The organism is Ruegeria sp. YTSA108, assembly GCF_059610185.1.
The window spans coordinates 84,583-96,527 of sequence record NZ_JBXWND010000006.1; the positions used below are offsets into that span (position 1 = coordinate 84,583).

11 protein-coding genes and 1 pseudogene are annotated in these 11,945 nt (G+C 58.5%); 11 read left to right on the forward strand and 1 reads right to left on the reverse strand.

Going from position 1 to position 11,945, the window contains the following annotated elements:
• Positions 1-22 precede the first annotated feature (22 nt).
• Positions 23-478: a nucleoside deaminase gene (locus AC2FHW_RS10575; RefSeq protein WP_496750252.1), complete on the reverse strand. Its 456-nt coding sequence runs from the start codon at positions 476-478 to the stop codon at positions 23-25.
• Positions 479-539: 61 nt separating this feature from the next.
• On the opposite strand from AC2FHW_RS10575, the pseudogene AC2FHW_RS10580 reads away from it, so the two are divergent.
• From AC2FHW_RS10580 to AC2FHW_RS10630, 11 genes and pseudogenes are all read left to right on the forward strand, one after another.
• A pseudogene (locus AC2FHW_RS10580) lies at positions 540-1,346 on the forward strand (pseudouridine synthase); the annotation flags it as partial.
• Between the two features lie 177 nt (positions 1,347-1,523).
• A complete protein-coding gene (locus AC2FHW_RS10585; RefSeq protein ID WP_271949379.1) occupies positions 1,524-2,438 on the forward strand; it encodes a 5-bromo-4-chloroindolyl phosphate hydrolysis family protein in 915 nt (304 codons plus the stop codon).
• A 31-nt stretch (positions 2,439-2,469) separates the two neighbouring features.
• On the forward strand, positions 2,470-3,660 hold the full coding sequence (locus tag AC2FHW_RS10590; protein WP_281994942.1) for a toxic anion resistance protein: 1,191 nt from the start codon (positions 2,470-2,472) through the stop codon (positions 3,658-3,660).
• Positions 3,629-4,633 carry a DUF2927 domain-containing protein gene (locus AC2FHW_RS10595; protein ID WP_496821882.1) on the forward strand — a complete coding sequence of 335 codons (1,005 nt, stop codon included), beginning with the start codon at positions 3,629-3,631 and terminating at the stop codon, positions 4,631-4,633. The genes AC2FHW_RS10590 and AC2FHW_RS10595 overlap by 32 nt, the downstream gene beginning before the upstream one ends.
• A gap of 22 nt (positions 4,634-4,655) precedes the next feature.
• Positions 4,656-5,804 carry an SPFH domain-containing protein gene (locus tag AC2FHW_RS10600; RefSeq protein WP_496821884.1) on the forward strand — a complete coding sequence of 383 codons (1,149 nt, stop codon included), beginning with the start codon at positions 4,656-4,658 and terminating at the stop codon, positions 5,802-5,804.
• 65 nt (positions 5,805-5,869) lie between these two features.
• A complete protein-coding gene (locus tag AC2FHW_RS10605) occupies positions 5,870-6,361 on the forward strand; it encodes a cytochrome b (RefSeq protein WP_271949371.1) in 492 nt (163 codons plus the stop codon).
• An 18-nt stretch (positions 6,362-6,379) separates the two neighbouring features.
• Complete coding sequence (locus AC2FHW_RS10610) at positions 6,380-7,489, forward strand: TFIIB-type zinc finger domain-containing protein (RefSeq protein ID WP_271949369.1); 1,110 nt, start codon at positions 6,380-6,382, stop codon at positions 7,487-7,489.
• Between the two features lie 85 nt (positions 7,490-7,574).
• Positions 7,575-8,243 carry a nitroreductase gene (locus AC2FHW_RS10615; protein WP_496821886.1) on the forward strand — a complete coding sequence of 223 codons (669 nt, stop codon included), beginning with the start codon at positions 7,575-7,577 and terminating at the stop codon, positions 8,241-8,243.
• 20 nt (positions 8,244-8,263) lie between these two features.
• On the forward strand, positions 8,264-8,701 hold the full coding sequence (gene dtd, locus AC2FHW_RS10620) for a D-aminoacyl-tRNA deacylase (RefSeq protein ID WP_496821887.1): 438 nt from the start codon (positions 8,264-8,266) through the stop codon (positions 8,699-8,701).
• Positions 8,701-9,804: a glycerate kinase type-2 family protein gene (locus AC2FHW_RS10625; protein ID WP_496821889.1), complete on the forward strand. Its 1,104-nt coding sequence runs from the start codon at positions 8,701-8,703 to the stop codon at positions 9,802-9,804. Before dtd ends, AC2FHW_RS10625 begins: the two co-directional genes overlap by 1 nt.
• A 51-nt stretch (positions 9,805-9,855) precedes the next feature.
• The gene (locus tag AC2FHW_RS10630) at positions 9,856-11,847 is read left to right on the forward strand and encodes a CocE/NonD family hydrolase (RefSeq protein WP_496821891.1); all 1,992 of its coding nucleotides are present in this window, start codon (positions 9,856-9,858) and stop codon (positions 11,845-11,847) included.
• Positions 11,848-11,945: the final 98 nt, after the last annotated feature.

The window sequence follows — 11,945 nt, forward strand, 5'->3', positions numbered from 1 at the left end:
CGCAGGCCGGTCCCAACCCAGATTATTTACTGTCCCTCTTTTTGGTGAAGAATTCGCGCAGCAGGGCTTCGCAATCCTTGGCGGCAATACCGTCAAACACTTCGGGTTTATGGTGCGACTGTGGATGGGAAAACACCCGCGCCCCGTGAGCTACCCCACCCGATTTGGGATCAGAGGCCCCGTAATAGATCCGCCGAACACGAGCGGCGGCCAAAGCCGCGGCGCACATCGCGCAGGGTTCCAGTGTGACATAGATGTCGTGGTCAATCAGGCGTTCCGATCCGGTCGCAGCACAGGCGGCGCGCAGGGCCAGTATCTCGGCATGTGCGGTTGGGTCGTTCAACTCGCGTGTCTGATTGCCTGCCACGGCGACAACCCGGTCGCCCAGCACGATAGCAGCCCCTACCGGAACTTCGCCGCGTTCACCGGCTTCGCGCGCCTGCTCAAGCGCGATATCCATGTACGATTTGAACTCCATGCCTCTGACTGCATCAGAAACCTGCCTTTCGCAAGGCGGCGGGATGCGCTATGGGCTGCAAATGACTAATACCCCTCCTCCAGGCGACCGGATCGCCAAAGTCCTTGCCCGCGCTGGCGTCGCCTCGCGCCGGGAAGCGGAACGCATGATCGAAGCAGGTCGTGTGGTTGTGAACGGCAAGACCATCGACAGCCCCGCGCTGAACGTTACCGCCAAAGACAAGATCACCGTCGACGGCAAGCCGGTGTCCGAGCCGGAACCGTCACGTCTTTGGTTGTACCACAAGCCACCCGGTCTGGTTACGACGACGAAGGACGAAAAAGGCCGCGCGACGATCTTCGACAAACTGCCCGAGGACATGCCCCGCGTCATGAGCGTCGGGCGGCTTGACCTGAACTCGGAAGGGTTGCTGTTGCTGACAAATGATGGCGGCATCAAGCGCAAGCTGGAACTGCCTGCCACCGGATGGCTGCGCAGATACCGCGTCCGTGTAAACGGGCGTCCAAAAGACGAGGATTTCGCGCCGCTCCGAAAGGGGCTGGTGATCGAGGGTGAACGGTTCCAACCGATGGACGTAACACTCGATCGGCAACAGGGCGCAAACGCCTGGCTGACCATTGGCCTGCGCGAAGGTAAAAACCGCGAAATCCGCCGCGCGATCGAGGATATCGGCTTTGCCGTGAACCGGTTGCTGCGCGTCTCGTACGGCCCGTTTCAGTTGGGCAAACTGAAACCCGGAGAGGTCGAGGAAATTCGCCGCCGGGTCATGCGTGATCAGCTTGGTCTTGAGGCTGAGCCCGAGGCTCCGGCCAAACGCCCTGCACGACCACAGCGCAAACGGCCTCCGATCGGCAAGAAATCTCGCAAATGATAAGGGTTAGGCAACCTTCCCCCTAGCGCCGGGGCCGCGCATCCCCTAAGTTTTCCGCAAAGAGAAACTCAGGGAGCATCATGTCCGGGTCCGGAGTACAAAAACTGGCTTACGTGGCCTTATTGGTTCTGTTGTTCGGCGTCTGCACCGGGTTACTGGGAGGGCTGTAAGCACATGGCCAAACGCTTTGGCGGCAAATACAGCCCAAACGACTCAGATTCGTCGACAGATCAACCGGCGCGCGGTCAGTTTGATGGCGCGCGCGTAGAACCAGCTGGAGCACGGGCTAATATCCTGTTTATCCCGGCTGTTCCATTGGTGTTTCTGTCGCTGAACGACGGTGCAATCGGGATGACCATTGGCCTGATTGCCGCTGGTTTGCTGACCGGGGCGGCCTTTCTGCTGCGCGAAGGGTTGCGGGCCGAAGCGGCCTATAACGCGCGGCGCACAGCCCGGCGCCCGGCAATTCCCCGCAAGATATTTTCCAGCGTTCTGACCGGCCTTGGGGCTGGATTGGCCTCATACCGATCCGAGTTTCTCGATGCGGCAACCGTGTCTGACGCCAGCCTCATCGCCCCAGTTTTATTCGGCACCGCCGCTGCTGTGTTGCATTCCGTTTCCTTCGGCCTGGACCCTATGTCAGACAAAGGCATGGAAGGCATCGATACCTTTCAGCAGGACCGTGTCGCACGGGTAGTCGAAGACGCTGAGGCGCATCTGACCGAAATGACCGACGCCATCAAACGTGCTGGGGACCGCCGGATCGAAGCGCGGGTCGAGCGATTTCAGGAAACTGCCCGCGATTTGTTTCGCACCGTCGAAGAAGACCCGCGCGATCTGGCCGGAGCAAGAAAATACCTGACCGTCTATCTGCAGGGTGCCCGTGACGCGACGGTCAAATTCTCGGATGTTTATGCCAGAACACGTGATGCACAGTCGCTGCAGAATTACTCGTCTCTACTGGATGACCTGGAACAGAATTTCTCTGCCAGGACCCGTAAGATGCTATTGGATGACCGCAGCGATCTGACGGTTGAAATTGACGTGCTGCGCGAACGGTTGCAGCGCGAAGGCGTTCGGTTGGACTGACCGGCCCAAAGTATACAGAGAGGATTACCCCATGTCCGAGGAAGTAAAGAACAAGGCAGTCGAAGCCGAAACGCTGGTACAGGAAGTGACCGCCGTAGCCCTGCCCGACCCCACGGCGGAAGTTGTCCTTCTGAAAGAGGCCGACGAGCCTGTAGGTGCTGAAATTCGTAAACGCATGGGCGAGATCGACATGGGGAACACGAATTCCATCGTGTCCTTCGGCTCGGGTGCGCAGGCCGAGTTGCAGGAAATCAGCCAGGCGATGCTGGCGGATGTCCGCAACAAGGATGTCGGTCCGGCAGGTGACAGCCTGCGTAATATCGTGACCACGATCCGTGGATTCTCGGTCAGCGAACTCGACGTGCGGCGCGAGCGTAGCTGGTGGGAAAAACTGTTGGGCAAGGCCGCCCCGTTCGCCAAGTTCACCGCCCAATACGAACAGGTTCAAGGCCAGATCGACCGGATCACGGATGACTTGCTTTCGCATGAACATACGCTGTTGAAGGACATCAAGTCCCTGGACATCCTGTATGAAAAAACCTTGGGCTTTTATGATGAGCTGGCGCTTTACATCGCAGCCGGCGAAGAGAAGTTGAACGAACTGGACAGCCGGGACATTCCTCAGAAAGAGGCCGAGGTTCAGGCCGCGCCCGAAGAGGATCAGGTGATGAAAGCGCAGGAGCTGCGCGATTTGCGTGCTGCGCGCGATGATCTGGAACGCCGGGTGCATGATCTGAAGCTGACGCGACAGGTCACCATGCAGTCGCTGCCCTCGATCCGTCTGGTTCAGGAAAATGACAAATCCCTGGTGACCAAGATCAACTCGACCCTAGTGAACACCGTGCCGCTCTGGGAAACCCAGCTGGCTCAAGCCGTCACCATTCAGCGCAGCGCCGAGGCCGCCGCCGCCGTGCGCGATGCGAATGACCTAACCAACGACCTTCTGACTGCGAATGCCGCCAACCTGCGCGAGTCGAACAAGGTGATCCGTCAGGAAATGGAGCGCGGTGTCTTTGATATCGAGGCCGTAAAACAGGCCAATGCCGATCTGATCGGAACCATCAATGAAAGCCTGGAGATTGCGGATGAAGGCAAGGCCAAACGCGCCGCTGCCGAGCAAGAGCTGCAGAAGATGGAAACCGAACTGCGCGACACTTTGGCCGCAGCCAAAGCGCGCAAGGACGGTATCGGTGACAACGCCGGAACAGCTGTTCCGGGCTGATGGTGGATTGAAGGTGCGGTCACAGGGATATCTGAAGCCCGTATTGGGTCTGGTCGCATTGCTGGCGCTGGCCAACTGCGACGAGGCCCTGACGTCTTCGGTTGCCCCTCAACCGCGCCCCGTAGTCCCCCCAGCGCCTGCCCCTAATGCCTATGTACCTCCATCTGCGGCCAGTCAGGATCTGGCGCGGTTCTATCAGCGGGTAGAACGTGACCTGCTGACGCGTGGTATGCTGCGCAGCGATGGCGGCGGGCCGGACACTCCCTATGATGCCAGCGATCTGGAGCGCAATTTCGAGGCGATTGCCTTTTTCAACGAGTATCCAGATCACGCCGTCACCGCGACCACATATTCGACCGAGGGCCAGCTTAGCCGATGGTCCACCCCCATCCGTGTTCAGACAGAATTCGCCCCGTCTGTGTCCCCCGAAATGCGGGCAAAGGATGCCGAACAGGTCGAGATCTTTACCGCGCGGCTGTCCAAAGTGACCGGTCATCCGATGTCTGTCGTTACCCGCAAGGCAAATTTCCATGTCTTTTTCGCGGGAAAGGATGACAGTGCATACGTGGTCTCCCGCCTGAAACAGCTTGTACCTGGCATCGATCAGCCATTGCTTGACCTGGTTGCAAACCCGCGTTCAAATATTGACTGTTTTGTCATCGCGTCTCCGACCAACCGGTCCCTGCACCGATTTGTTCGGGCGGTGGTGCTGATCCGTGCTGAATTGCCTGATATGCTGCGGCGCAGTTGCATCCACGAAGAAATGGCGCAGGGGCTGGGACTCTCCAATGACAGCAACGCTGCGCGACCATCCATCTTTAATGATGACGATGAATTTGCGCTGCTGACCAGCCATGACGAGAAATTACTGACAATGCTCTATGACCCGCGTCTTGAGCCTGGCGTGGCTGTCGAAGACGCGCGTCCCGTGGTGCGGATCATTGCGCGCGAACTGATGGGCCAGCAGCTGTGAGCCCAAGATAAGGAGACCCCAAATGGGTATTTTCGATTTTCTGACCGGCGAGTTCATCGACGTCATCCACTGGGTCGACGACACCCGCGATACGATGGTCTGGCGGTTCGAACGCGAGGGCCATGCGATCAAATACGGCGCCAAACTGACCGTGCGCGAAGGCCAGGCGGCCGTTTTCGTGCATGAGGGGCAGCTGGCGGATGTTTTCACCCCCGGTCTCTATATGCTTGAGACCAACAATATGCCGATCCTGACGACACTGCAGCATTGGGACCATGGCTTTCAGTCTCCGTTCAAATCCGAGATTTATTTCGTCAACACGACTCGCTTCAATGACCTGAAATGGGGCACCAAGAATCCGATCATGCTGCGCGATCCGGAATTCGGACCGACCCGCATTCGCGCTTTCGGTACTTATACAACCCGGGTCAAAGACCCAGCAAAATTCATGATCGAAATCGTCGGCACCGATGGTGAGTTCACGATGGATGAGATCAGCTTTCAGGTGCGCAATATCATCGTTCAGGAATTCAGCCGGGTCATCGCAGGATCAGGCATTCCAGTTCTGGACATGGCCGCCAATACCGCCGATCTGGGCAAGTTGATCGCGGCAGAAGTGACCCCGGTCTTGGACGGGTACGGGCTGGAGATGCCTGAATTTTATATCGAGAACATCTCACTGCCACCCGCAGTTGAAGCGGCGCTGGACAAGCGGACATCGATGGGGCTGGCTGGTGATCTGGGTAAATTCACCCAGTATTCAGCCGCTGAGGCGATGACAGCCGCGGCCAACAATCCCGGTCAGGGCGGTGGCATGGGCGCTGGCCTTGGCATGGGAATGGGCATGGCCATGGCACAGCAGATGTCGAACATGGCAGCGGGTCAGCCGAGCGGTCTGTGGGGCGGTTCCGCCCCCGCTGCCCAGCAACCTGCGGCGCATACGGCGCCTCCGCCGCCACCGCCAGTGGAACATGTCTGGCATATCGCCGTTGACGGGCAAACCAGCGGGCCATTTTCCAAGGCCAAGATGGGCCGCATGGCGACAGACGGAGAGATCACACGAGACACCCATGTCTGGACCGCCGGTCAGGACGGCTGGAAAAAGGCGGGTGAGGTACAGGAACTGGCGCAGTTGTTCACGATCTTGCCGCCGCCCCCGCCCGGAGCCTGAAGTGACGGAAAGCTTAGGCAGCAACGTTTAACGCGTATCCGCAACCTCTCTGAAAGAGCAAACGAATGTCTACTTTGGACCGCTACTCAAAGCCCCAAATCGTATTGCACTGGCTGATCGCTGTGATCATCATCGGCGAATGGATCAGCAGCGATGGCATGGGACGGGCCCTGCACGCCCGGCTCGAGGGCAACACGGTCTGGACAGAAGGGGCCACCCCTCATGTCTGGCTTGGCTGCATCGTCTTTGCGCTGATCCTGGTCCGCATCCTTCTTCGGTGGCGACAGGGCGCGCCTGACCCGGTTGAGGAGAGCTCGGCCCTGATGGCGACCGCAGCAAAGTTGGGACATCTCTTGCTTTATGCGCTGATGGTCGCGGTGCCAATCTTCGGCATGTTGGCCTGGTTCGGGGGTATCCATGTTGCTGGTGAGGTCCACGAAACCGTGGGCAATGCCCTGTTGTTCGTCGCATTAGGTCACGCTGCCTTTGCCATCTGGCATCATTTCATCAAACGGGACGGGGTGCTGAACCGGATGCGCCTGTCCTCTGGCCGATAACGCAAATTCGAGACTTCAATGGCCCCTACCGACCCTAACACAGTAGACGAACACCGCTTTCCCTGCGATCAATGCGGGGCGGATTATCGGTTCAATCCCGGTGATGGTACGCTCACCTGTGACCATTGCGGTCACTCAGAGGCAATTGGCGCCGGACCGTGGGGCGGTTCCAGCCTGAAAGAGCTGGATTTCAACAGTGCGCTTTCGGATCAGCTGCCTGACGATGAGATCGAGGAAACGCGTGTTCTGACCTGCCCCAACTGTGCGGCTCAAGTTGAATTTGACCCGGCCACGCACGCAGCCGAATGCCCCTTTTGCGCAACCCCAGTAGTGACGGATACCGGCATCAGCCGTCACATCAAACCCCGCGGCGTGCTGCCCTTTGCGCTGGATGAACGCACTGCGCATAAGGCGATGGGAGACTGGCTGGGACGGTTATGGTTCGCCCCAAACGGGTTGAAGGATTATGCCCGCAAAGGGCGCAAGATGCAGGGTATCTATGTTCCATACTGGACCTTCGATGCGGATACGAAATCCACATATCGGGGCGAGCGCGGCATAGTTTACTATGAAACACGCAGCGTCATGCGCGATGGCAAGCGTGTACAGCAAAGGGTCGCCAAGGTGAGATGGTCCCCGAAATCGGGCCGGGTCGCACGGTTCTTTGATGACGTTCTGGTTTTGGCATCCCAGTCTTTGCCCAAGAAGTACACCGACGCGCTGGAACCCTGGGATTTACCCGCGTTGGAACCGTATCAGCCTGAGTACCTCGCCGGTTTTCGGGCCGAGGCCTATACAGTCGAATTGAATGACGGCTACACCGAAGCCCGCACACATATGTCCCGCGTGATAGAACGGGATGTACGCTTTGATATTGGTGGCGATCGGCAGCGCGTTCATGCGGTTGAGACCGATGTGCGGGATGTGACCTTCAAGCATGTCCTCCTGCCGATCTGGATGGCCGCCTACAAATATCGGGGGCAGACTTACAGGTTTGTAGTAAACGGCCGCACCGGGCGCGTTCAGGGGGAACGTCCCTGGTCAGCGCTCAAGATCTCTGTCGCCGTGTGCCTTGGCCTTTTGGTAGCTGCCGGTGTTGGTTACATGGTGGCAACCGGTCAGCAATGACGTGACCGGCTAACCGCATCAGCACTTGAACATCCGCCAGTCTGACCTCATCCTGCGCCCTGTCAACGCCGATGGGGAGGCCTGTGTGACACTATCCGCTCTGAACAATCTACTGGATCAACGGCATTCCTGCCGCGCCTTCCTTTCTGACCCGGTGCCAAAGGATCAGATTAATCAGATCCTGACCAGCGCAGCCCGCGTTCCAAGCTGGTGCAATGCGCAGCCCTGGAACGCGACCATCACCAGCGGGCCAGAGACCGATAAGTTTCGGAAGGCTCTGCAGGATGAGGTAACCGCGGACACGCCATCCCCGGACCTGCCCTTTCCTGCCTCCTATTCGGGCATCTACCAGGAACGCCGCCGTGAATGCGGCTGGGCCCTTTACGAAGCCGTTGGCGTTGAACGCGGAGATCGCGCCGGGTCCACCCGGCAGATGATGGAGAATTTCGCCCTTTTCGGAGCGCCCCATTGTGCAATCATATCCAGCCCAACGGAACTCGGCGCTTATGGCGCGATGGATTGTGGTGGCTTTGTTACGGCCTTCACCCTGGCGGCGCAGGCTCTGGGCATAGCGACAATTCCGCAGGCCGCAGTGGCCAGCTATGGCCCTTTTCTGCACCGATATTTCAACATCCCGGATGACCGTCTGATCCTATGTGCGATCTCTTTCGGCTATGCAGACAAAGACCACCCGGCCAACGGGTTTAGAACCAGTCGCGCCGCGCCCGACGCGTTTGTCGACTGGATCGGCTGAACATCAACAGGAGGAACCAGATGCGCGCGCTGTTGCAGAGGGTCTCGCAGGCAAAAGTCTCGGTCGAGGGTGCGGTGATCGGGCAAACCGGTCCGGGCCTGCTGATACTGGTTTGCGCGATGCAGGGGGATGACGACCAAAAGGCTGATCAGCTAGCTGCCAAAGTCTCAAAGCTGCGGATATTCAAGGATGAGGCCGGCAAGATGAACCGGTCAGTTCTGGATATCGGCGGCTCGGCCCTTGTGATCAGTCAGTTCACCCTTGCCGCTGATACCTCGCGCGGGAACCGCCCGGGGTTTTCTGAAGCGGCACCGCCAGAGGTTGGAAAACGCTTGTATGAGGTTTTCGCGCATCGGCTAAGTGGTCTTGGCGTCCCTGTCGAAACCGGTCAATTCGGGGCGGATATGGCCGTCGAACTGGTCAATGACGGCCCGGTCACGATCTGGGTCGAAAGCTGATGGAGCAAAGGCAAAAGGCAACCCGAATATGGCAGGCCGGGGTTGACGCGGTTGGTGGATATGCGGCGACGTTATCCGCCTTGAACGATGTAGAGCAACCCAACCAAATTCTGGCTGTCGGCAAAGCTGCGGCGGCGATGACCCGCGCAGCGCTGGACCATTTCGGCCCCCTCCCCGCGCTAGTTGTCACCAAGGATGGCCACGGGGACGCCCTGCCTGACCATGTCAGGGTGATCGAGGCCTCTCATCCCGTTCCTGATATCCGCAGTCTGCAAGCGGGCCGCGCACTGCGTGAGATGGTCCAGTCGATGGGATCATCTTCGCATTTGCTGCTGCTGGCTTCGGGCGGGGCCTCGTCTTTGGCCGAGGACCTTGTAGCTGGCAAAACGCTGGCGAATCTGGAGCAGTTGAACCGAAAACTGCTGTCGGAAGGGTTGAATATCTCTGAAATGAACGCCGAACGGCGCAAACTGTCCCAAATCAAAGGGTCTGGCCTGTTGGCCCAGTTCAAAGGAGCGAAGGCGACTGTACTGGCGATTTCCGATGTGCCCGGCGATGACCTGAACGTTATCGGATCGGGCATTGGCGCACTTCCTGAGCCGCGCGATTTTCAGGGAGTTGCTCGCATCGTTGCATCGAACAAGCATGCCCGTGCTGCCGCCGTCCGACAGGCCATGGCCGAGGGCGCACCCGTTTTAGCGAATGAGGAATGCCTGCACGATGACCTGAAAAGCATAGCAGCCCGTTTGGGGCCACAGCTGCGCAATATGCCCGAAGGCGTCATGGTTTTCGGTGGAGAGCCAACTGTCGTGCTGCCCAGAAATCCAGGCAAGGGTGGGCGCAATCAGGCCCTCGCTTTAGCGTTGGCCAGAGAAATCGCGGGTATTGCTGGGCTGACGCTGCTTGTCGGGGGCACCGACGGCACCGACGGGCCGACCCAGGCCGCGGGGGCGATTGTTGACGGGACCACCTGGGGCGATGGTGCGGAAAAGGCGCTGCGGGATGCTGACAGCGGCAGCTATCTGGAACGCGTAAATGCTCTTTTCGTCACCGGACCGACCGGAACCAACGTAATGGACCTTATTGTCGCAATCCGAAGCTGATTTGACGATTTTCACCTGCACCAAAACCTTTTTGGCCCCGAGACTGACCGAATGAATCCAGCCGACAATTCGCTACTCGACATCGAAGACCTGCCAGATATCGGCATTCGCATGCCGGATGGGTGCCGGCTTTCAGCCCGGATATGGAAGCCGTCGAATGCAGAAAGCCACCCTGTACCTGCCATTCTGGAGTTCCTGCCCTATCGCAAACGCGACGGCACTGCGACACGAGACGCCCTGACCCATCCATGGTTTGCCAAGCGCGGCTACGCCTGCATCCGCGTGGACATGCGCGGCAATGGTGACAGCGAAGGGCTGATGGAGGATGAGTATACCCAGCAGGAACTGGACGATGCAGTTGCAACTATCGAGTGGCTGGCGCAGCAACCGTGGTGCTCTGGTTCTGTAGGAATGATGGGGATCAGTTGGGGCGGTTTCAATTCATTGCAGGTGGCGGCACTACAGCCAGAGGCGCTGAAAGCGATTATCACGCTGTGCTCGACCGCCGACCGGTATGCGGACGACATCCACTACAAGGGTGGCTGCCTGCTGAACGAAAATCTCGGCTGGGGTGCGACCATGTGGTCTTATTCATCGCGCGCTCCCGATCCGGCCCTGCGTCCGAACTGGCGCGAGCTGTGGCTGGACCGCCTTGAGAACGAGCCCTTTCTGCCCTCTGTCTGGTTGCGCCATCAGACGCGAGATGACTATTGGCGTCACGGGTCAGTCTGCGAGGATTTCAGCGCTATCCGGGCGGCGACTTTGGCTGTTGGCGGCTGGGGTGATGCCTATAAGAATACGGTGCCTTTATTGGTTGAACAGCTTGATTCTCCGGTCAAGGGGATCGTCGGACCTTGGGTTCACAAGTATCCGCATTTTGCTGTTCCGGAGCCCCGAATCGGATTTCTGCAAGAAGCCCTGCGTTGGTGGGACCATTGGTTGAAAGGCCAGGATACTGGCGTCGACCAGGAACCCGACTATCGCGCCTATCTTATGGATGGGGTACGCCCCCAGCGCTGGTACAAGGAACGGCCCGGTTGCTGGATAACCGAGGATAAAGGCGCGACCTCGCATCTTCCTATTCAAACTCTGAATATCTCTAATGCTGGGCTGGACCAACCCGGACCGCTGGACATGTGCATCCGATCCCCCCAGACCTGCGGGATGGAAGGTGGAGAATACTGCGCCATCTGGTTGGGGCCGGATATGCCGGGCGATCAGCGTGTGGATGATGCATTTTCGGCCTGCTTCGACAGCGCCCCACTGGCCAATGATTTGAACATCGTGGGCGCGCCGCAAATATGCCTGCACATCAGTGCCGACCGTCCCCATGCCCAGATGGCCGTGCGCTTGAATCACGTCCATCCCGATGGGGCAACAACACGCATAACATACGGTGTCCTTAACCTGTGCCATCGCGATACCCATTCGCAACCGACCGAATTGGTCCCTGGCAAGGTTTACGAGGTCACGCTGGATCTGGACCATATCGCTTATCGGGTGCCAAAGGGACACCACTTGCGGATTGCGGTATCCAGCGCCTATTGGCCGCTGATCTGGCCTTCGCCCGAGTCTGCAGAACTGCATCTGACCGAAGGCCAAATCAAGCTGCCCATCCGTCACGCGGCTAGCGAGGCATATGTATTCCCTCCCCCGGATGCCGAGGCCGCACACGACATCACGACTGTCCGAGACAGCCGGAACTCTCGACAGGTCGAAACTGACATGAATTCGGGGGAAACTCATCTGATTATAGAAGATGACTTTGGCCTTGTTACAGACAACCACCACGGCCTGACACATGGCGGAACAGCCTTTGAACGTTGGTCGATTCGCCCTGATGATCCGTTATCTGCACGCGGATATTGCCATTGGACACAAGAGATAATCCGTGACGGCACAGAGCTGCGTACAGAAACATCTTGCGAAATGTGGTCAGACGCCGGAAACTTCTACCTCTGTGCTGAACTCAAGGCATTTGAAAACGGCAGTTTGGTATTTTCAAAGACTAAGGAGGATACCGTACCGCGTAATCATATGTGAAATTCAAGCAGGTCTGAGCCGGACTTTTTTCTTGCTCGACCAACCGAATTGCGCCTAACTTGACTGGCGCGTCAATAAAAAAACCCGTCAGGGGCTGA

Bases quoted from the DNA above. Each gene is read 5' to 3' on its own strand.
- AC2FHW_RS10575 (WP_496750252.1), bottom strand. From the start codon at position 478: ATGGAGTTCAAATCGTACATGGATATCGCGCTTGAGCAGGCGCGCGAA.
- AC2FHW_RS10590 (WP_281994942.1), top strand. From the start codon at position 2,470: ATGTCCGAGGAAGTAAAGAACAAGGCAGTCGAAGCCGAAACGCTGGTA.
- AC2FHW_RS10585 (WP_271949379.1), top strand. From the start codon at position 1,524: ATGGCCAAACGCTTTGGCGGCAAATACAGCCCAAACGACTCAGATTCG.
- AC2FHW_RS10610 (WP_271949369.1), top strand. From the start codon at position 6,380: ATGGCCCCTACCGACCCTAACACAGTAGACGAACACCGCTTTCCCTGC.
- AC2FHW_RS10625 (WP_496821889.1), top strand. From the start codon at position 8,701: ATGGAGCAAAGGCAAAAGGCAACCCGAATATGGCAGGCCGGGGTTGAC.
- AC2FHW_RS10605 (WP_271949371.1), top strand. From the start codon at position 5,870: ATGTCTACTTTGGACCGCTACTCAAAGCCCCAAATCGTATTGCACTGG.
- AC2FHW_RS10630 (WP_496821891.1), top strand. From the start codon at position 9,856: ATGAATCCAGCCGACAATTCGCTACTCGACATCGAAGACCTGCCAGAT.
- AC2FHW_RS10600 (WP_496821884.1), top strand. From the start codon at position 4,656: ATGGGTATTTTCGATTTTCTGACCGGCGAGTTCATCGACGTCATCCAC.
- dtd (WP_496821887.1), top strand. From the start codon at position 8,264: ATGCGCGCGCTGTTGCAGAGGGTCTCGCAGGCAAAAGTCTCGGTCGAG.